Source organism: Halomonas sp. V046 (assembly GCF_052645355.1).
The window spans coordinates 114,304-133,165 of record NZ_JBQXYF010000012.1; the positions used below are offsets into that span (position 1 = coordinate 114,304).

The window sequence follows — 18,862 nt, forward strand, 5'->3', positions numbered from 1 at the left end:
GACGTGTCCAGGCTAGCGGCCAGAGAAGTGACCGGAGTGGTATTGGCAGGTGGGCAGGGACGTCGCATGGGCGGTGTCGACAAGGGCTTGGTTCCCTTCGCTGGGCGGCCGCTTGTGGCGCATGCCGCAGCGTGTCTGCGCCCCCACGTTGGCGAACTGGTGATCAACGCCAACCGCCACCGCGATGCCTATGCCGAACATGCCGATCGTGTAATCACCGATGTGGAAGACGGGTTTCAGGGACCCTTGATGGGCATCTACAGCGGCCTGCGTGCCGCGCGGACGCCGTGGGTCGTATTCATCCCTTGTGATTCACCGGCCTTGCCCGGAGATCTGGTGGTGCGACTCGTGGCGGGGCTTGCCGAGCGCGGCGAGGGGACCGATATCCTGGTCGCCCACGACGGTGAGCGACTGCATCCGGTGGTCGCCTTGATGCGGCGGTCCCTGGCGGATGACCTCCACCAGGCTCTGCTGGCCGGAGAGCGCAAGATAGATCGTTGGTACGCCCGTCATGCCTGGGCCCCGCACGACCTGTCGGACTGCGCGGCGGCGTTCGCCAACCTCAACACCGAAGAGGAGCGTGTGCGGCTCGAGGCGCAGTTGTCGGAGGCGCGCCCGTGAGCGGAGACGACGTGAGCGTGCCGGATGTGTTGCGCCCTGAGCGCGCTCTGCTTGGCATCGCGGCCTGGAGTGGTACCGGCAAGACGACACTGCTGGAAGCGCTCCTGCCGAGGCTCGATGGGATGGGGCTGCGCTGCGCCGTGATCAAGCATGCCCACCATAGCTTCGAGGTCGACCAGCCGGGGAAAGATAGCCACCGGCTGCGCCAGGCGGGAGCCTCGCCGATGCTCGTCGCTTCTCGGTCCCGGGTGGCGCTGATGATGGAAACACCGGATCGCCAGGAGGCCGACCTGAGTCTGCTGTTGGCCATGGTCGAGCCGCTCTCGCCAGATCTTATCCTGGTCGAGGGATTCAAGCGCTGGCCGCTGCCGAAGCTTGAGCTGCACCGCGCGACGCTCGGCGAGCCGCTGTTGGCGACACAGGATCCTTGGGTGCAGGCCGTCGCCGTGGATAGCGACCTGAGGCTTCCCGAGCGGGTAGAGCGCCTCGATCTCAACGACACCGCGGCCATCGCGGAGTGGGTTCGAGGGTGGACGCAGCAGTGGCCAAGTCACTGCGAGCGCCTGCTCGGGAGGAAGGAGCGCTCATGACGACGCTGTCGTGTTTCGAGCTGGGCGAGCGAATGCTCTCCGTGGCAGAGGCGCATGAGGCCTTGTTGACCCTGGTGCCGCGACCGCTGGCATCAGAACGTGTGGCGCTGGTCGAGGCCCACGGGCGTGTGCTGGCTCAAGATGTCACGGCCGGCTTCGATGTCCCACGGCATACCAACTCGGCGATGGATGGCATCGCCTTGCGCTGGCCCCAGGACGCGGCACGCCAAGGCGGCGCCTGGCGCCGGGTCGGCGAGGCACTCGCCGGACATCCCTACACGGGTCGACTGGGCGTTGGGGAATGCATCGCCATCACGACCGGCGCGGCGCTGCCCGAGGGCGCCGATACCGTTATCATGATCGAGCAGACCTCGTCGGTGGGTGATGCGGTGTCGGTGCACGCCGTCGAGCGCGTGAAGCCTGGTCAGCATGTGCGTCAGGCGGGCGAGGATCTTGCCCGGGGCCAGGTGGCACTGGCCGCCGGGCACCGACTCGAGGCTGCGGCACTGGGACTGCTGGCGTCGCTCGGCATCGCCACCGTTGCGGTGCGTCGACGACCTCGGGTCGCGGTGTTCTCCACCGGTGATGAAGTCACGGCTCCCGGCGACGCGGTGGGACACGCGGGCATCTATGACGCCAACCGCTTTTCGCTGATCGGCCTGCTTCGGGAGCAGGGCGCCGAGGTCGTCGACCTGGGTATCGTCGTCGATGACCCCGCCGCGCTGGAGGAGTGCCTCGGCGAGGCGGCGCGCGTCGCCGACCTGGTGGTGTCCAGCGGCGGGGTGTCGGTCGGGCAGGCCGACCATACCAAGGCGGCGGTGGAGCGCCTGGGGCGGCTGACCCTCTGGCGCATTGCGCTGCGGCCGGGGCGACCTCTGGCCTGCGGCGTGCTCGGCGAGCGCCGGGTGCCGTTTCTTGGATTGCCGGGCAATCCGGTGGCTTGCCTGGTCACCGCGCTGAGGTTCATGGTGCCGATGGTGGCGGCCTTGGAAGGGCGTGCCCCCCTGGTGCCGGGCCTGTCGGCGGTGGCCGACGGGACCTTCCGCTCGCGGCTTGGGCGCACGGACTTCAATCGCGGCCACTATCATAGCGACGCGCAGGGGACATTGCGCGTGGTCAATACCGGTGCCCAGGGATCCGGTATCCTGTCCTCGATGGTTTCGGCCAATTGTCTGGTCGAGATTGCCGACGACAGGGAAGCGGCGGCCCCGGGCGATATCGTGACGATTCACCCTCTTTTTCGTTTTCCTTGAGGCAGAAACATGACGCTTTCCCATCTCAATGCGCGCGGCGAGGCCAGCATGGTCGATGTCGGCGACAAGGCTGAAACCCGCCGCGAGGCCACCGCCACCGGGGCGATCTTCATGGCGCCGGCGACACTGTCACTGCTCGTGGACGGCCGTCTGCCCAAGGGCGACGTGCTGGCCACGGCGCGGATCGCCGGGATCCAGGCGGCCAAGCGCACCCACGAACTGATTCCGCTTTGCCACCAGTTGGCGCTGTCGAAGGTCGCGGTCGACTTCGAGATCGATGGACCGGCGGGGTGCGTGCGTGTCTCGGCGACCTGTCGGCTCACCGGTCGCACAGGCGTAGAGATGGAGGCACTGACTGCCGTATCGGTCGCGTGCCTGACGCTTTATGACATGTGCAAGGCGGTAGACAAGGACATGACGATCGCCGAGGTGTGTCTTGCTGCCAAGACCGGCGGCAAGTCCGGCGATTATCGACGTCAGTCGTGGGGGGACGCAGGGCCGATCGTCACCGCATCGGCCGGTGAGACACCGATCGTCACAAGCCCAGGGGTGGCGGGGGAGTTGACGCTGGGGCTGTGTTCCCAGGGCGCGCCTAGCGTTCGCGTGAAGTGCTTGGCCGAACTGCGTGAGCGGTTGGGCATCGGCGAGACCACGGTAGCGCTGGACCGTCTGCCGAGCGCCGATGTCGCGGGGCTCAAGACGGCGCTGAAGGCCATTGATGAGCGCTTCCAAGGGCTGGACCAGGGGCGAGTGTTGTGTGCAGTGAACCAGGTCATGGCCGGTGACTCGACCCGCCTGACCAGTGAAGACGAGGTGGCCTTCTTTCCGCCGGTCACGGGAGGTTAGCGATGATTCGGGTGCAAGAGGAACCCTTCGATGCGGGTCTGGAGCAGCAAGCGCTGCTGGGCGGACGCACCGATATCGGGGCGGTTGTCGCCTTCACGGGCCTGGTCCGCGATTTCAATGAGCGTCCCGAGGTGACGGCGCTGACGCTGGAGCACTATCCCGGCATGACCCAGGCTTCACTCCGGCAGATTGTCGATGAAGCCTCGGCCCGCTGGTCGCTGGATGACGTTACCCTGATTCACCGGGTTGGACGTCTGTGCCCCGGAGATCCTATCGTATTGGTGGTGGTCGCCAGTGCGCATCGGCGGGCGGCGTTCGAGGCTTGCGATTTTCTGATGGATCATCTCAAGACCCGGGCGCCTTTCTGGAAGAAGGAGCATACCGCGAGTGGCGACTATTGGGTGTCGGAGAGGCATCAGGACCAGCAGGACGCTCGACGTTGGGAGGCAAGCGAGTCATGACCCACACATTGATTGACGATTTCGGCAGGCGTGTCTCCTACGTGCGCCTGTCGGTCACGGATCGCTGCGACTTTCGCTGCGTGTACTGCATGAGCGAGGAGATGACCTTTCTGCCTCGGGCGCAGGTGCTGACCCTCGAAGAGATCGGGCAGGTCGCCAGGGCCTTCACCGAACTCGGCGTGGAAAAGATCCGACTCACCGGCGGTGAGCCTCTCGTGCGGCGTAACATCGGTGAGCTGGTGTCGGCCATCGGGGCGCTGCCCGGTCTCAAGGATTTCGCCATGACGACCAACGGTGCGGGGTTGAGGCGCCATGCCGAGGCACTCAAGAGCGGAGGGCTACGACGGTTGAACGTGAGTCTCGACTCGCTTGACGCCGAACGGTTTCGGCGTCTTACGCGGACCGGTGATCTCGCCAAGGTGATCGATGGCATCCATGCGGCGCAAGATGCCGGCTTTCATCGTATCAAGCTCAACGCTGTTGTGCTCAAGGGCCGCAATGACGATGAGGTGATCGATTTGGTGGAGTTTGCGCGTCGAGAGCGACTCGATATCAGCTTCATCGAGGAGATGCCCCTCGGCGATGTGTCTGACCACTCCCGGGCGGAAACCTATTGCTCGAGCGATGAGGTACGGGAGCTGATCGAAAGCCGGCACCCATTGACGGCGACCACCGAGGCCACGGCTGGCCCTTCACGCTACTTCCGCATGGCGGATAGCGACACTCGCGTCGGGTTTATTTCCCCCCACAGCCATAACTTCTGCGCTAGCTGCAATCGGGTCAGGGTGACGGTGGAAGGCCGGCTTCTGCTGTGCCTGGGTAACGAACATTCGGTGGATCTGCGTGCGGTCATACGCCGTTATCCGGGCGATGGCGAACGCCTGAAGGCGGCCATCGTCGACGCCATGCCGTTGAAGCCCGAACGCCACACTTTTACCACCGACGGCGATGTGCAGGTGGTCAGATTCATGAACATGACGGGTGGCTAGTCGCCTCGTAGTTGCTCGTCTAAAGGGCGCCGTTGGCGCCCTTCTTGTTGGTAGTGCGCCGCGTAAATCCCCGGGACTCGACGCACATCGAAAGACGGTCGGGCGACGCATCATCCTGGCAACAGTCGCTAGCCGGGTGACACTGTGCGAAGAGGATGCTGGCGTAGGCTCTTGGGGTATTTGGCCTGCATAGTCGTCGGTATTCAGGACGTGTGCTTTAGAATCTCAACAGGCGGCGTTTGGAGTGAATGAGCGGTTTTTTTTCGCGATAGCGAAGAAAAATGTCGGGTTAATTCTTGCCAAGTGAAGGGGAGAGCATATACTTTTCCTCAAGTGAAACGCGGTTATACCCGTCAAATTGGTTAAAGGCATGGAGGGGCTTATGTCCAGTGAATCCCTGGAGCGCATCGCTCGGAACAAAAATGTTGCTCGCGCCGCCGCTCGCCAGCTGAGCATGGAACAGCTCCAGAAGCTCGCTGAGGTCGTCGAAGAAGTCATCGAGCAGAAGAAGGGCGAGGATCGTCAGCGTCAGGAAGACGAGGTGCAGAAGGCGCGTAAACTGGCGGAGATCCGCGAGCAGATCAATGAAGCCGGTCTGTCGTTGGATGACCTGGTAGCAGAACAGCCCAAGCGCAAGCGCGGTCGTCCACCGAAGAACGCCAGCAAGACCTGAGTGGCGACGAGCCGCGAGATGCGAGGCGTCGAGTGGTTCGTTTTTTCGCTCGACATCGGATGATGTCGAGCGATAGCTGTTCCGGGCAGGGATGGCGCTGATGCTTGGCCCGGGGCGCCATCGGTGGTCGCTAGACCCATGATCGCCCCCGATGGAGCCCCTGCTAGCGCATTGCAGGCCCGGCACGATGACGTACCGCTAGTGTCAGCACAGGCGCCCTCCGGGCGCTTTTTTTCTGCCGAGAGATGGCTGCCAGGAGAACGGGTTGGCCCTCGCGCGGGTGCGGGTGGCTGGAGCTCAGCTCAGGTCGCTGGCGAGGTTTTCGGTGTCAGTCGCCATCAGTTGCAGATGGACTTCGGGCACGCGGTGCAGGTGATCGGCGAGCCAGTGCAGCAGGCGTGGCTGCAGGGCTTGGCGCAGTGCTGCGAGGGTCGGCAAGCGCAAATCGTCGAGCTGGTCGTCCAGCCAATCGGTGAAGCTGGCTTCGTCCATGGCGCTGCATTGACTGGCGTCGACCATGAGTCGTCCTATTCGCGTCCAGCCACCCTCTGCGGCGGCCACCGACAGGGCCAGGAAGAGCGTGCCTTGACGACCACCGGCGGAAGCCGCTCCCATGCCCGCCAGTGGCGCGACGGTATTGCGCTGCACGATGCAGGGGGAAAGCGGTAGTCGTTGCTCGAGGCGCAGGCCCTGCGCATCGAAACGAACCAGGTCGCCGTTGCTGGGTGCCATTGGCGCACTGATGCCGAGGTCTTCGGCCAGCTCGATGTGTGCCTGCTGGTGCTCCGGTTCGCCGTGGGCAGGGAGCAGGTGAAGCGGTTGGAGCCACTCATAGAGTGTCTTGAGCTCTTCCTGAGCGGGGTGGCCGGATGCGTGCAATTCGGGATGGTTGAACTCATCGAACAGGATGACCTCGAAACGCTCCAAGGCACGTTTGAGGCGTGCGATCAGGTACTCGTTACCGGGGATCGCCTTGGCCGAGAAAATCACACTGTCGCCGGCCGTCAGTTCGAAGTGCGGGTGGCGACCCTGGGCCAGGCGCGATAATGCCGCGCGAGGCTCTCCCTGACTTCCGGTGGCGATCACCAGGACCTCTTCCGGGGGCAGGTACCCGAGGTCGCGAACCGGTACCAGTGCCGGGAAGTCGTCCAGGTAACCTAGGCCCCGAGCGGTGGCCACCAGGCGTTCCATGGAGCGCCCCATCAGGCTGACGCGACGCCCACAGCGAGCGGCCGCCCGGCCGATGGCCAGCACCCGGGCCAGGTTGCTGGCGAAACAGCTGACGACGACGCGCCCCTCGCAGCCGGCGATGGCTGTCGCCAGGGCTCGTGCGACGTCGCCTTCGCTGCGCGAATGTCCAGGCACAGGGGCGTTGGTCGAATCGCCCACCACCAGGTCAACCGGCGCCAGCGAGCGGAAAAGGGCTTCGTCTACCGGTGTGCCGATGAGCGGCTCCGGGTCCAGCTTCCAGTCTCCGGTGTGCAAGACGCGGTGGTCCCCGGCTTGGATCAGCAGCGCACAGCTCTCTGGAATGGAGTGTGTCAGCGGCAGAAACCGCACGGAGAACGGGGCCAGGTCGCGGGCTTCACCGGGATCGATGACTTCGATGGCGGCGGTCGCCAAGCCCCGTTCGGTGAACTTGTTGCGCAGCAGAGCCGCGGCCAGCGGCGTGGCCAGGATAGGGCAGCCCCATTTCGGCCATAGCCAAGCGGCGGCGCCGATATGGTCTTCATGGCCGTGGGTGATCACGAGTGCCCGAGGCTGGATGCCCAGGGTATCCAAGGCAGAAAGGTCGGGGACCTGAAGGGGGTTATCCGGCAGGTCCTGGCGAATCATCATGCCGCAATCCACCGCTATCCAATGGTCCTCATGCCCATAAAGGCTTAGGTTCATTCCGATCTCGCCACAGCCGCCGAGCGGCAGAAAGTACAGCGGCGGGCGTCGGCGTGGGCGGATTTCGGCGCGTGGCTTGAGCATCGCTTTGCGGCATCCTGGAGTGAGTGCTTGTCACTATACGGGAAGGCATCCGCCTGGCTCAACGCGATGCCCTGCCTCGTGTCAGGGTGTCGTGCTGGGCGCCAGGGTTTTCGCTACAATGCGCTCCCCTTGCCCGAACAGTTGTGAGAGTCCGAGATGTCGCATTTCTATCGCCTGGTAGTGTCCTGCCCCGATCGGGTGGGCATCGTTGCTCGCGTGTCCAATTTTATTGCCGGTCACGGCGGGTCGATTACCGAGGCCAGTCAGCATTCGGATCTGGCGGCGGATCGCTTCTTCATGCGCTACGAGATCCTGGCGGACTCCATCGGCATGTCGCTGGAGGCCCTCGGTGAGGCCTTTGCGCCGGTGGCACGGGAGTTCGAGATGGAGTGGACCTTGCGCGATACACGGCATAAGCGTCGCGTCGTCCTGATGGTATCCAAGGAGTCCCATTGCCTGGTGGACCTGCTTTATCGCTGGACCGCGGGTGAGCTCGACTGCGACATCGTTGGCGTCATTTCCAACCATGATGATATGCGCGGTATGGTGGAGTGGCACGGCATTGCCTATCATCACGTGCCGGTCACTGCAGACGGCAAGCGCGAGGCCTTCGCCACGGTGGAGCGATTGGTCGAGGAGGCTCAGGCTGACAGCATCGTCCTGGCGCGCTACATGCAGATCCTGCCCCCGGCCCTGTGTCAGCGCTACGCCGGCCGCGTGATCAATATCCATCACAGCTTTCTGCCGTCGTTCGCCGGTGCAAAGCCTTACCATCAGGCCTATGAGCGTGGCGTCAAGCTGATCGGCGCGACATGTCATTACGTCACCGATGAGCTCGATGCCGGGCCGATCATCGAGCAGGACATCCATCGCGTCAGTCACTGCCACACGCCGACCGCTCTGGTTCGCTTTGGCCGTGATGTCGAGAAGACCGTGCTCGCCCGCGGTCTGGGCTGGCACCTGGAGGACCGCGTCCTGATCCACGGCAACAAGACGGTCGTTTTCGCCTAGGGCGGTGGGCGCGGCGATGTCGGGCATGAACTGGCGTTGGCGTTGGCGTAGCGCCGCTGCTACCGGAGGTCGGAATGTCCTTTTCGCGTATGGTGCTGGCGCCCTGGATCGTCTGGGTGGCGACGGGAGTGGCCTTGGTGGCACTGGCCATGGCGGTGAGCCGGCGTCCGTGGCAAGCGCTGCTGCAGGATCATGCCATGCAGCATCGGTGGCTCGCGGCCACCGTGGCGGTCACGGTGCTGTGGCAGCTGCGCGCACAGGCCGTGGACTGGCTGACGCTGCACCTCATGTTCACCACCTTGATGACCCTGTTGTTCCGCGCCCCCCTGGCGTTGCTCAGCCTGGCGCTGGTCAACCTGGCGTTGGTGCTCGTCGGCCGGGTGGAGTGGCCGATGCTCGGCGTCAATCTGGTGGTGACCGGTGTGGTGCCCGTGCTCGTCACGGTGGCCATGTGGCGTTGGGTGGACAGGTGCTTGCCCAAGCATCCCATGGTGTTTCTGTTTGTCGGCGGCTTCTGGTGTGCAGCGCTGTCGAGCCTGGCCGCGGGGCTTGCGGTGCTGGGCTTGATGGCGTTGGGCTCGAGTGATCCGCAAGCGATGTTTCAGGCCCAGGAGTACGCCCGCTTCCTGCCGTTGCTGATGCCCTCGGAGGCGTTTATCAGTGGCATGTTGCTGAGCATTCTGATGTTCCATCATCCGCACTGGGTCGCGACCTTCAACGATCAGCGCTACCTGGATGATCAATAAAGGCCTGGCTTGCGCCGCGGTGAAGGCCCCGGCGGGTCCCCGAGGCCAAGCCTTCCTGGGCCGGTTGGGCATGCCTGCGCCTCGCGCGCAAGCGTCGCTGAGCGCTATTCGAGCGCTATTCGAGCGCTCGGGCAGCCGGCCTGGTGCCGCGTCGGGCTGGTCTCAGGCGTTCGCGTTGCGCACGTAGCGTGAGGGCTGCGGTTCGCTGTCGCCGTGCACGGCACAGTCGGGATTGAAATGCAGTCCGCGGGACTCTCGCCGCGACTGGGCGCTGGCGACGGTAAGCCGAGCCAGCGCCAAGGATTGGCGGCAGCCGATCAGATCGGCGTCCAGCGCGGCATCCGCCGCGGCGAGATCGATGTCGTTGGCCAGCGCGGCCAGTGTCTGCGCCGCCCTGGCCAGTCCTTCATCGCCTCTGACGATGGCGACCCGGGCGCTCATTTCTTCTCGCATGCGCTCGCGCCATGCGTGGATCTGTGCGCTTTCCAGGCGGACCGTGCCCCCTGCGCTAGCAGTCGTGGTGTCTGAGGTGGGCCTTGCTAGCGTGGCGTGCCTCAGGTGATCGGCGGCAGAACGCGCGAATACCAGGCACTCGAGCAGCGAATTGCTGGCCATGCGGTTGGCCCCGTGCAACCCGGTGCAGGCGACCTCGCCGATGGCGAACAAGCCGCGCACGCTGGTCGCGCCAGCCAGGTCCGTCGCGACGCCACCGCAGCTGTAGTGAGCGGCGGGGACCACCGGGATCGGGGTGGTGGCGATATCGAGCCCGCGGCTCAGGCAGTGAGCATGGATGGTGGGAAAGTGATGGCGGATGGCCTCATCGCCGAGGTGGCGAATATCGAGCAGGACGTGATGACTGGCGGTGCGTTGCATTTCGGCATCGATGGCCCGGGCCACCACGTCTCTGGGGGCGAGTTCGGCGCGCTCGTCGATGGCCGGCATGAAGCGCTCGCCGCGGACATTGAGCAGCAAGCCCCCTTCGCCGCGAACCGCTTCGCTGACCAAGAAGGGAGGACCCTCGGGATCGTAGAGACAGGTCGGGTGGAACTGCTGAAACTCGAGGTTCATCAACTCTGCGCCGAGGTCGTAGGCCATCGCCATGCCTTCGCCGCTGGCGGGGCTGGGGCTTGTGGTGTGACGATACAGACCGCTGGCGCCGCCCGTCGCCAGCACCGTGTCACGGGCTTGCAGGGTCACCATGTCACCCTCTGGCGTGAGGCAAAGGGCGCCGCGGCAGGCGCCCGTGGCATCAGGCAGTAACGTGACCGCGGTCAGGTCCGAGCGCAGGGTGATGTTGGGGTGGGCCGCGGCCTTGGCCAGCAGTGTGTCCGTTACCGCTCGGCCGGTGGCGTCGTCGGCGTGGATGATCCGGCGGGCGTTGTGCCCGCCTTCTCGGGTCAGGTGATAGGGATAGCCGGCAGCCGGGTCGGGATCGGGGGTGAACGGCACGCCCAGACCCAGCAGCCATTCGATGGCGGCAGGACCCTGTTCGACCGTGAACCGCACCGCCTCCTCGTCGCACAGACCGTCGCCGGCCACCAGCGTATCGTGAATATGCGCCTCGACGTCGTCCTGAGGCGACAGCACCGCGGCGATGCCACCTTGAGCCCAGCGGCTCGCGCCCTGGGCTTCATTGCCCGGGCGCAACAGGGTCACCGGGCGATGGTCGGCGATCTCCAGCGCCATGGCGAGGCCGGCGACGCCGCCGCCGATGATCAGGACGTCAAGAGTGGCGTTGGCCATGTGGGCTTCCTTCCTTACTGTCGAGGGACGGCGCATCATGCAGTCCGTGTCGCGGAGCGCGGCGGCGCAGGCGTTTGCTGGGCAGTCGCGTCAGGCTGCCGAGTCGCAGGGCCATGTCTTCGGCGAGTCTTGCGAGCTCGCGGTTGAGCCACAGATAGCCACTCGGGCTGAACAGCATTCTGCCATCTTTGCCGCGGGCGTGGGTCGCCTGCCCGGCGAAGGACTCCAGCGCGAACGGGGTGATATGCACCTCGATGGATTGCCCGGTTCTGACCTTGAAGGCGAGGGTGCCCAGATCCCGCGCCAGGCCGTGCTGACGTTCTCTGAGCCCGTCCATGGCGTCGATCCGCTCGTGGCCTTCGCGGGTGTTCCAGTGGGTTTCCAGCAGCAGCTCGATGGTCGAGAGCATGCGGCGCTGGAGCGAGATGAGATCGTCCACTTCCTCGCGGCTCAGGCGTCCTTCCCGGTGGACGGCCTCGACCAGGCCGCGCTGCTTGATCAGCAGACCGCTGGTCGATTTGAGCAGGGTGCGCGTGTCGACGCCGGGTGCCGCGGTCGCCGAGGTGTGGGCATGGTAGAGGCGTGCCATGCGGTCCAGGTTGTCGGCCATCATGAAGCGCAGCATGTCGGTGGCCTTCTGGGGCAGAAAGATGACCGTGGCGCCTATCCCGACGAGGGTCCCCACCAGCACGTCCAGGCTGCGCCAGAGCGCGACGGTGATTTCCTGGGTGCCGCCGCCGATGACCAGCAACAGGCTGATGGCAAACATCAGTCCGCTATAGGCGTGGCGATTGGAAAACACCACCCAGGTCGCTATCGAGATGCCGGTCAGTGCGCCGAGCTGGACGCCCCACAAAGGCAGCGGCAGGGTGATCAGCGTCAAGCCGAGCCCTGCGCCGAGCAGCGTACCGAGCAAGCGTTGGCGCCCCTTGTCGAGCACGCCGCCCACGTGGGGCAGGTTGCCCATCACCATGACGGTGCTGACCAGCGCCCAACCGCTGTGTTGGAACGGGAAGACATGAATGATGGCGAAGGTCAGCGTCAGTGCCAGTGCGACTCGAGCGACGTGGAACTTGCGCCGGTGGCGATGATTGGTGAACGGATCTCGTAGCCGCGAAAGCATCACCGGCCCCCTCTGTCCGAGTGGTCCGGGGGGGCGGCGAAAGGCGCCAGCGGGGCGCCGCCTGCCGCTGGCGACGACCGCCGTCCGGCGCCGCCGTTGAAGAGTCGTCTGGGGGGCTTGGCGTTATCGGTCAAGGTGGTGTCGGTTGTCTCGATGTGGCGAAAAGAACGGTCATGTGGCGCGCTGTTCGGGGGCTTACGTGACGAGTCGGTGCGAGCGCGCTACGGCACGTGTCGGTGCCTGGAGCCCGCCGAAACGGCGATGAAGGGAATCCCGAGAGGCGTGATTTTAGCACAGCGAGCGGCCGATCGTGAGCCTGGCCAGGTGGCTCCGACGCGATCGTGTGGAGACATGATCGATGAGGAAACATCCCGCGTAGCGCCCCGGGTGACGGATCCGCCGGGCAGGGTCGCCGGGTCAGGCCGCAGCCTCTTGCGGTGGCTGGGTTCCGGGAATGGTGCTGGATGTCGCCGCGCGGCGGCGTGGCGAGCCAATGGCAGTAGTGCCGCCCAGCGCCACCGGCCCGGCAATGCCCGTGACGAGCCGATAGCGGTGACCTGCGCGCCAGAGGGGGCTGGCGCGGCCCCGGATCCAGCGCCCTGGCATGTGCGGTCGTTATGCTCGGATGTCGCTTCCGCGGGTGCGGCTTTTCGCGAATCTTCCCCTTCGCCATGGTGGGCGGGCGATAGGATGCTGCCCCGGGGGCAGGAGCAGGGGAAGGGACAGGGCGTTAGTCTGCTGAATTAGGCATTATGCGGGCGAATCGTCGGCATTTTACGGCTCTCATGGGCATGATGATGACATGACCGCCAATTTCTTGCTGCGATGCAGCAAGATTGCGGTTATGGTAGTGGCCTATCCCTTAGGAGGGCTTCCCATGACTACCTTGACGTCGCTTTCATTGGATTCCATTGCGCTTGAATTCTGGTATCAGCAGGCTTGCTGGCAAGCCGCCGCCGCGCGTGCCATCGCTGATTACTGCGCGGAGTTATAGAGGCGCTACCCCCGGGGGGCTGGTGCCCCTCGGCGGTTTGGCCGGCAGGGTGTGGCGGGTAAAGGCCTGGGGGCTACCGGGATCGGCCCGAGCGCTTTTCAGGCTGCAGGTTGTTGCAGGAGGCGAAGATGTGCCAACTCATCCAGCGCGCGTCGTTGTTCAGCCGCGCGGCCCATCAGGCTATCGGCCAGCGCAGAAAATACACCGGGGAGCCATACTGGCACCACCCGGCGGTGGTGGCGGCGCTGGTGCAAGCGGCGCCGTCCGCTACCGAGGAGATGGTGGCTGCTGCCCATCTTCATGACGTCGTCGAGGACACCGAGGTGACCCATGATGACATCGCTCGTGAGTTCGGCGCGGTGGTGGCTGCCCACGTCGTCGATCTGACGGATCAGTTCACCGATCCAGGCCTGGGTAACCGTGCCCACCGCAAGGCCCTGGAGCGAGGGCGCCTGGCGTCGATTGCCGCGGGTAGCCAGACCATCAAATACGCTGACCTGATCGACAATACCAGCTCGATTACGCGACATGATCCCGGCTTCGCTCGGGTTTACATGGCGGAGAAGGCCGAGCTGCTGGCGGTGATGCGAGATGGGGATGCGGCGCTTCTGGAGCGGGCCTCGGGGCTTGTCGAGCGCTATCTTCGTTGCGAGCGAGGGTGAGTGGGCCTCATGCCACCGCCGGCTTGGTGGGCGTCGGCGTGGCGCTGGGTGGCTCGAGCCGGCGGGGCGTGGGGCGTCATCTTCGCGTGGAGTACCTTGCTGGCCCTGTCCGCCTTAATGCTCGTGGCCGCCATGCTCGTCGTCTCGATTGGGACCGCGCCCGCAGGGGGCAGATCCTCGACGTTGAGTGTGTCGAGACGTCGGAGATAGGCAGCGCACGAACAAGGTTGCCGCCTTGCTCAGGCCACGCCAGGCGGTGCGGAACAGCGTGGCAAATAGCGCGGCACGGGCCTCGGCGTTGCGCTGTTCGATCGCCCGCATCTTCGGGTCTGGGGTATGAAAGGCCATAAGCGATTCCTTTTCTCGTCGATGGAGGCTAGCACTTCCATCGGCGCTGCGCGTCGGTCGGCGTCGCCGAAGGCTGGGGGGAAACTCTCTGGCCTCGGCTTGGGCTTGGGCTCTGGGACGTAGCGTTCAAGCGGCTCCACCAGGGCAGGCGTGCGCATGACAGTCGCCCTGGGGGCGGTGAGTTCAGGCGGGCGGATCGAGAGCAAGGGAGGGAGTGATGGGCGAGTGCGCGAGGCCAGGTAATTCTCCAGGGCGGTCGCATTGTGTAGTGATCAGGCCAGGCGAATAGCGCAAAGGGCGAAGTGGTGCCGCTGCCAGAGGATGGCGCGCTGTTGTGGCGCAGCAGTCTGGTGGTCACCCGTCGCCATGCGCACACGTTGTTTTCGACATTGGATCGAATCGCCAGCAGGCTGCCGAGCCCGTGCGACCAAAATGCAACCATGGCAGCGGGCCGTCAGGGGTTAGTTCGAAGGGCTAGTTTGAAGGGCTAGTTTGAAGGGCTAGGTGGCATAAAGCATGCGATAGCTGGTGCCCGGAGCCGGGCTCGAACCGGCACGGTGTTGCCACCGAGGGATTTTAAGTCCCTTGCGTCTACCAATTTCGCCATCCGGGCAGGTGTTCGAGCAGTTGCAGCGACGTGTCGTCGAAGAGGGCACATCGGGAGGGGAAAAATGGAGGCTGGAGTCGGAATCGAACCGGCGTGCACGGAGTTGCAGTCCGCTGCATAACCACTCTGCCATCCAGCCTCATGAGTCGTGCCATTTGATGCAATGGAGCGGGAAACGAGATTCGAACTCGCGACCCCAACCTTGGCAAGGTTGTGCTCTACCACTGAGCTATTCCCGCCTGACTCGAGGACGCATTATACGGATAAGTCGGTGACTGTCAAACGCTTTTCTTCCAGGGCTACATCGAACGGCTGAGGTGGGGCCAGGCGGCACGCAGGTACTCGATCATCGACCAGAGCGTCAGAAGGGCGGCGGCGTAGAGCGTGATGACACCCAGTTCGGCGATCGGCGTGCCGGGGTTGAACGCGAGCAGCAGCAGCAGGGCGACCATCTGCAGCGTCGTCTTGACCTTGCCGATCCACGACACCGCCACCGAGCCTCGTTTGCCCATCTCCGCCATCCACTCACGGAGCGCCGAAATCACGATTTCGCGACCGATGATGACCAGCGCCGGCAGCGTCAACCAGATGGCGTCGTAACGCTCGATGAGCAGTGCCAAGGCCACCGCCACCATGAGCTTGTCCGCGACCGGGTCGAGGAAGGCGCCGAAGGGGGTCGATTGATTCCAGCGCCGGGCCAGATAGCCGTCGAGCCAGTCGGTGAGCGAAGCCAGACCGAAGAGCCCGGCCGCGACCATCAGGCTCCAGTCGAAGGGCAGGTAGAACAGCACCACCAGCAGCGGAATGAAAACGATACGTGCCAGGGTGAGAAGGTTCGGAATATTCATGGAATGCCGCTGTCCTTGCCTAGTGGGGCCTTGGAAGATCAAAGCTGTCGTGGGAGTGCACCATTCTATCCGTGAAGCCATGCCTCATCCATTGAGTGCACGATGAATTGTATCGGCCATGGTGGCGCTGATGCCGGGAACCCGGGCCAATTCGTCGCGGCTGGCCTGTTTGATGCCCTGCAATCCGCCGAAGAAGCGTAATAGCTCGCGCCGTCGTTTGGGCCCGACGCCGGGAATATCCTGAAGGGTGGACGTGCGGCGTGCCTTGTCGCGCTTGGCGCGGTGTCCGGCGATGGCGAAGCGGTGAGACTCGTCGCGGATGTGCTGGATGAGGTGAAGCCCCGGGGAGGTGGGGGCGAGTTGCAGGGTTCGATCGACGGTCTCGATGAACAGCGTCTCGAGCCCGGCCTTGCGGGTGGTGCCTTTGGCCACGCCGAGCAGGATCACGTCCTGGATCTCGAGGCTTGCGAGCACGTCCCGGGCCATGTTGAGCTGGCCCTTGCCGCCATCGACCACCAGGACGTCGGGCAATACACCCTCGCCCTTGGTCAGTCGCTTGAAGCGCCGCGTCAGCGCCTGTTCCATGGCCGCATAGTCGTCTCCCGCCGCCACACCAGAGATATTGAAGCGCCGATAGTCGCCCTTGCGCGGGCCATCCTGGTCGAACACGACACAGGAGGCGACGGTGGCCTCGCCGTGACTATGGCTGATATCGAAACATTCGAGACGGGCCGGTGGCTGGTCGAGGCCGAGCGCCTCGCGCAGTGCCTCGAAGCGTTTCTTGAGTTGGGTCTGGTTGGCGAGCTGTCCGCCTAATTGCTGTTCAGCGTTGGTGCGTGCCAGTTCTCGCCACTGGGCACGGTGGCCCCTGACCTTTTCTGTCAGGCGCACCCGGCGTCCCGCCTGTTCGGTCAGCGCCATGCCGATGAGCACCGCGTCCGGAACCGGATGCGTGGTCAGAACCTCGGCGGGAATTTCCTTGGCCTGCCCCAGATAGTACTGGCTGATGAATTCGCCCAGAAGTTCGCCCTCGCCGAGATCGAGGCCGTTGTTGGGGGAGTGGTGGCGGGCACCAAGGAGGCGGCCCTGGCGGAAGGCCAGCACCGAGATGACCAGCGCGCCCGGCTGGGCCGCCAGGGCGAAGACGTCGGCGTCGCCGCTGCCGGTGTCGACGATCTGACGCTGCTGCAACCGCCGCAGGTCCTGAAGCTGGTCTCGTAGGCGGGCGGCTTCCTCGAAGTCGAGGGCGGCACTGGCCGCCTCCATGTCCTGGCTCAGTTCGTTGCTGACCGCCTCGCTGCGACCCTCGAGGCATTGAATGGCATGCTCGATATCGCGTCGGTACTCCTCCTCGCTGATGTAACCCACACAGGGCGCGCTGCAGCGCTGGATCTGATACTGCAGACAGGGACGGGTGCGGTTGGCGAAGACGCCGTCCTCACAGTTGCGAATACGAAACACCTTCTGCATCAACGACAGACTTTCTCGTACTGCGCCGCTGCTTGGGTAGGGGCCAAAGTAGCGACCGTCCTGATGGCGCGTGCGCGCGCGCTTGTGCTCGAGGGCGGGGAAAGGGTGACGGTCGCTGACGAAGACGAAAGGGTACGACTTGTCGTCCCGGAGCAGGATGTTGTACGGCGGTCGTAGCTGCTTGATCAGCGTCTGCTCGAGCAACAGCGCCTCGGTCTCACTATTGGTGATAGTGACCTGTATGTCCGCGATCCGGCCTACCAGCGCCTGGGTCTTGGCGTTGAGGGTGCCGCGGAAATAGCTTGCCAGGCGCGCCTTGAGGCGCCTGGCCTTGCCGATGTATAGCGTATCGCCCTTGTCATCGAACATGCGGTAGACGCCGGGCGATTCGCTGACGGTGTCGAGAAAGCGGCGTGAGTCGAAGGTCATGGAGACGTCTTGTGGAAGGTCAATGGCGGGTGGCGTGCGGCGTTAGCGTGACACAAATCAAGGTTCTTGCGTGACGATGGCGAGGGCAAAGCCGCTTTCGGCGCGTCTTCGCACGTCACCTTCGTCTTGCGGCCGCATCTTATGCTACCAGAGCCAGTCCAACAGGCCAGCCGTGGGTGGCTTGGTGAACCCGCCAGGGCTGGCGGTGGTGCGGGGCTGGGAGATTCGCCTCCAGCCGACGTCGGCAAGGCGCGGACTCCGCAGGGCTGGCCTTTTTTGGGGGCGTGGGGACCGGGAAGCGCGCCGGGCTCCGGTGCAGGATGCACCGGAGCCCGGGGGCTAGCGTGGTCGTGCCTTCGGTGAACCTTGCGCCAACGAACCCGCAGTGGCAGAGCGCTGGACGTGGGGTCAGTCTTCCTTGAAACCCTCGACCAACCCATGGCGCAGCCCCATATGGGTAAGCGCCACGTCGGAGTTGACCCCGAGCTTCTCGAAGATTCGATAGCGGTAGGTATTTACCGTCTTGGGGCTGAGAAACATGCGATCGGCGATGTCGGCGACGCGCTGGGCATTGACGATCATCATGGCGACTTGCAGCTCGCGCTGGGACAGCTGGTCGAAGGGGTTGTCCTCATGATCGATGCGGGACAGGACCAGCCGCTGGGCGATTTCCGGACTGACGAAGCGCTGTCCGGCGAAGACGCTGCGGATCGCCTTGACCATTTCATCGTGCTGAGAGCCTTTGCTGATGAAGCCATGGGCGCCGGCCTCCAGCAGGCGCTGGGCGAAGGCTTCTTCGATAAATGCCGTGAGGACCAGAATGCGAATATCCGAGGTCAACCGGCGTATCTTGCGGGTTGCTTCCAGCCCGCCGATGCCGGGCATGCGAATGTCCATCATCACCACATCAGGACTGAGGCGACGTGTCTGGGCGATGGCCTCTTCACCGTCGGCCGCTTCGCCCACGACGCTAATGTCCTTCTCTGCATTGAGCAGATGGGCGATGCTGGTTCTTACCAGGTGGTGGTCATCGGCAACGAGAACCCTGATCAAAGCCGGCGCTCCTGAACGAGAGGTGATGGATAGGGTCATGGATTCGGCCCAGCCCGGACAATGCCCGAGGATCAGGCGAATTCATGAACTCTGGGTAGACTGTCACAGAATGATCCTAAGGGGAATTGGGGGGAGGTGGGGGGAAGGCGTTTTTGGCACATAGGTATTGACCACAGTATGCCAACCTCATAACATATTGCTCGTTTTCGCGCTGTCACAAGCGCGATGGGGCCTTAGCTCAGCTGGGAGAGCGCAACACTGGCAGTGTTGAGGTCAGCGGTTCGATCCCGCTAGGCTCCACCAACAAGTTTTAGCGATCTCGCCGCCTAGTGCAATGCACTAGGCGGCTTTTCGTGTGACCGGCACCGGGAACGTGGCGGTCGGGATGGCGTCGCGAGGGCGCCCCAGCGATCGGCCG

Annotated in this window: 17 protein-coding genes and 4 tRNA genes; 11 read left to right on the forward strand and 10 right to left on the reverse strand. The window is 64.5% G+C overall.

Going from position 1 to position 18,862, the window contains the following annotated elements; translation table 11 throughout:
• Positions 1 to 3 precede the first annotated feature (3 nt).
• From mobA to ACUN9Y_RS16750, 7 genes are all read left to right on the forward strand, one after another.
• Positions 4 to 621, forward strand: coding sequence for a molybdenum cofactor guanylyltransferase MobA (gene mobA, locus ACUN9Y_RS16720; protein ID WP_445461859.1), 618 nt, complete (start codon positions 4 to 6; stop codon positions 619 to 621).
• Positions 618 to 1,211 (forward strand): molybdopterin-guanine dinucleotide biosynthesis protein B, encoded by a 594-nt coding sequence (gene mobB / locus ACUN9Y_RS16725; RefSeq protein WP_445461860.1) that lies wholly within the window; start codon positions 618 to 620, stop codon positions 1,209 to 1,211. Before mobA ends, mobB begins: the two co-directional genes overlap by 4 nt.
• Complete coding sequence (moeA, locus tag ACUN9Y_RS16730) at positions 1,208 to 2,464, forward strand: molybdopterin molybdotransferase MoeA (RefSeq protein ID WP_445461861.1); 1,257 nt, start codon at positions 1,208 to 1,210, stop codon at positions 2,462 to 2,464. The genes mobB and moeA overlap by 4 nt, the downstream gene beginning before the upstream one ends.
• Positions 2,465 to 2,473: 9 nt before the next feature.
• Entirely contained in the window at positions 2,474 to 3,310 is an 837-nt protein-coding gene (gene moaC, locus ACUN9Y_RS16735; protein ID WP_445461862.1) for a cyclic pyranopterin monophosphate synthase MoaC, read from the forward strand.
• Positions 3,311 to 3,312: 2 nt separating this feature from the next.
• Entirely contained in the window at positions 3,313 to 3,771 is a 459-nt protein-coding gene (gene moaE / locus ACUN9Y_RS16740) for a molybdopterin synthase catalytic subunit MoaE (RefSeq protein WP_445461863.1), read from the forward strand.
• Positions 3,768 to 4,760 (forward strand): GTP 3',8-cyclase MoaA, encoded by a 993-nt coding sequence (moaA, locus tag ACUN9Y_RS16745; RefSeq protein WP_445461864.1) that lies wholly within the window; start codon positions 3,768 to 3,770, stop codon positions 4,758 to 4,760. Before moaE ends, moaA begins: the two co-directional genes overlap by 4 nt.
• Positions 4,761 to 5,142: 382 nt before the next feature.
• Positions 5,143 to 5,433 (forward strand): H-NS family histone-like protein, encoded by a 291-nt coding sequence (locus ACUN9Y_RS16750; protein WP_445461865.1) that lies wholly within the window; start codon positions 5,143 to 5,145, stop codon positions 5,431 to 5,433.
• Positions 5,434 to 5,730: 297 nt separating this feature from the next.
• Here the strand turns inward: ACUN9Y_RS16750 and ACUN9Y_RS16755 are convergent, their stop codons facing one another.
• Positions 5,731 to 7,326 carry a ribonuclease J gene (locus ACUN9Y_RS16755; RefSeq protein ID WP_445461900.1) on the reverse strand — a complete coding sequence of 532 codons (1,596 nt, stop codon included), beginning with the start codon at positions 7,324 to 7,326 and terminating at the stop codon, positions 5,731 to 5,733.
• A 240-nt stretch (positions 7,327 to 7,566) separates the two neighbouring features.
• On the opposite strand from ACUN9Y_RS16755, the gene purU reads away from it, so the two are divergent.
• Together purU and ACUN9Y_RS16765 are read left to right on the forward strand one after the other, a co-directional pair.
• Complete coding sequence (gene purU, locus ACUN9Y_RS16760; protein WP_445461866.1) at positions 7,567 to 8,421, forward strand: formyltetrahydrofolate deformylase; 855 nt, start codon at positions 7,567 to 7,569, stop codon at positions 8,419 to 8,421.
• A 74-nt stretch (positions 8,422 to 8,495) separates the two neighbouring features.
• Entirely contained in the window at positions 8,496 to 9,167 is a 672-nt protein-coding gene (locus tag ACUN9Y_RS16765) for an energy-coupling factor ABC transporter permease (protein WP_445461867.1), read from the forward strand.
• Positions 9,168 to 9,329: 162 nt separating this feature from the next.
• Here the strand turns inward: ACUN9Y_RS16765 and nadB are convergent, their stop codons facing one another.
• Complete coding sequence (gene nadB / locus ACUN9Y_RS16770) at positions 9,330 to 10,910, reverse strand: L-aspartate oxidase (RefSeq protein ID WP_445461868.1); 1,581 nt, start codon at positions 10,908 to 10,910, stop codon at positions 9,330 to 9,332.
• Positions 10,891 to 12,033: an FUSC family protein gene (locus ACUN9Y_RS16775; protein WP_445461869.1), complete on the reverse strand. Its 1,143-nt coding sequence runs from the start codon at positions 12,031 to 12,033 to the stop codon at positions 10,891 to 10,893. The genes nadB and ACUN9Y_RS16775 overlap by 20 nt, the downstream gene beginning before the upstream one ends.
• Positions 12,034 to 13,155: 1,122 nt before the next feature.
• Here ACUN9Y_RS16775 and ACUN9Y_RS16780 point away from each other — a divergent pair.
• Entirely contained in the window at positions 13,156 to 13,689 is a 534-nt protein-coding gene (locus ACUN9Y_RS16780) for an HD domain-containing protein (RefSeq protein ID WP_445461870.1), read from the forward strand.
• A 114-nt stretch (positions 13,690 to 13,803) separates the two neighbouring features.
• Here ACUN9Y_RS16780 and ACUN9Y_RS16785 read toward each other — a convergent pair whose 3' ends face one another.
• From ACUN9Y_RS16785 to ACUN9Y_RS16815, 7 genes are all read right to left on the reverse strand, one after another.
• Positions 13,804 to 14,037, reverse strand: coding sequence for a hypothetical protein (locus ACUN9Y_RS16785; RefSeq protein ID WP_445461871.1), 234 nt, complete (start codon positions 14,035 to 14,037; stop codon positions 13,804 to 13,806).
• Positions 14,038 to 14,563: 526 nt separating this feature from the next.
• Positions 14,564 to 14,650, reverse strand: a tRNA-Leu gene (locus tag ACUN9Y_RS16790).
• Positions 14,651 to 14,709: 59 nt separating this feature from the next.
• A tRNA-Cys gene (locus tag ACUN9Y_RS16795) sits at positions 14,710 to 14,783 on the reverse strand.
• A 25-nt stretch (positions 14,784 to 14,808) separates the two neighbouring features.
• Positions 14,809 to 14,883, reverse strand: a tRNA-Gly gene (locus ACUN9Y_RS16800).
• Positions 14,884 to 14,943: 60 nt separating this feature from the next.
• Positions 14,944 to 15,492: a CDP-diacylglycerol--glycerol-3-phosphate 3-phosphatidyltransferase gene (gene pgsA / locus ACUN9Y_RS16805; protein WP_445461872.1), complete on the reverse strand. Its 549-nt coding sequence runs from the start codon at positions 15,490 to 15,492 to the stop codon at positions 14,944 to 14,946.
• 84 nt (positions 15,493 to 15,576) lie between these two features.
• The gene (uvrC, locus tag ACUN9Y_RS16810) at positions 15,577 to 17,391 is read right to left on the reverse strand and encodes an excinuclease ABC subunit UvrC (protein WP_445461873.1); all 1,815 of its coding nucleotides are present in this window, start codon (positions 17,389 to 17,391) and stop codon (positions 15,577 to 15,579) included.
• A gap of 408 nt (positions 17,392 to 17,799) precedes the next feature.
• Entirely contained in the window at positions 17,800 to 18,444 is a 645-nt protein-coding gene (locus ACUN9Y_RS16815; protein WP_445461874.1) for a response regulator, read from the reverse strand.
• Between the two features lie 227 nt (positions 18,445 to 18,671).
• Between ACUN9Y_RS16815 and ACUN9Y_RS16820 the strand changes: the two genes are divergently transcribed.
• Positions 18,672 to 18,747: transfer RNA gene (locus ACUN9Y_RS16820), tRNA-Ala, on the forward strand.
• The last annotated feature ends 115 nt before the right edge of the window (positions 18,748 to 18,862 follow it).

What these genes read in the sequence shown, in the direction of transcription:
- moaE (WP_445461863.1), top strand. Translation starts at nt 3,313, where the DNA reads ATGATTCGGGTGCAAGAGGAACCCTTCGATGCGGGTCTGGAGCAGCAA.
- ACUN9Y_RS16750 (WP_445461865.1), top strand. Translation starts at nt 5,143, where the DNA reads ATGTCCAGTGAATCCCTGGAGCGCATCGCTCGGAACAAAAATGTTGCT.
- pgsA (WP_445461872.1), bottom strand. Translation starts at nt 15,492, where the DNA reads ATGAATATTCCGAACCTTCTCACCCTGGCACGTATCGTTTTCATTCCG.
- nadB (WP_445461868.1), bottom strand. Translation starts at nt 10,910, where the DNA reads ATGGCCAACGCCACTCTTGACGTCCTGATCATCGGCGGCGGCGTCGCC.
- ACUN9Y_RS16765 (WP_445461867.1), top strand. Translation starts at nt 8,496, where the DNA reads ATGTCCTTTTCGCGTATGGTGCTGGCGCCCTGGATCGTCTGGGTGGCG.
- moeA (WP_445461861.1), top strand. Translation starts at nt 1,208, where the DNA reads ATGACGACGCTGTCGTGTTTCGAGCTGGGCGAGCGAATGCTCTCCGTG.
- moaA (WP_445461864.1), top strand. Translation starts at nt 3,768, where the DNA reads ATGACCCACACATTGATTGACGATTTCGGCAGGCGTGTCTCCTACGTG.
- ACUN9Y_RS16780 (WP_445461870.1), top strand. Translation starts at nt 13,156, where the DNA reads ATGTGCCAACTCATCCAGCGCGCGTCGTTGTTCAGCCGCGCGGCCCAT.
- ACUN9Y_RS16755 (WP_445461900.1), bottom strand. Translation starts at nt 7,326, where the DNA reads ATGAACCTAAGCCTTTATGGGCATGAGGACCATTGGATAGCGGTGGAT.
- uvrC (WP_445461873.1), bottom strand. Translation starts at nt 17,391, where the DNA reads ATGACCTTCGACTCACGCCGCTTTCTCGACACCGTCAGCGAATCGCCC.
- purU (WP_445461866.1), top strand. Translation starts at nt 7,567, where the DNA reads ATGTCGCATTTCTATCGCCTGGTAGTGTCCTGCCCCGATCGGGTGGGC.
- moaC (WP_445461862.1), top strand. Translation starts at nt 2,474, where the DNA reads ATGACGCTTTCCCATCTCAATGCGCGCGGCGAGGCCAGCATGGTCGAT.
- ACUN9Y_RS16785 (WP_445461871.1), bottom strand. Translation starts at nt 14,037, where the DNA reads ATGGCCTTTCATACCCCAGACCCGAAGATGCGGGCGATCGAACAGCGC.
- ACUN9Y_RS16775 (WP_445461869.1), bottom strand. Translation starts at nt 12,033, where the DNA reads ATGCTTTCGCGGCTACGAGATCCGTTCACCAATCATCGCCACCGGCGC.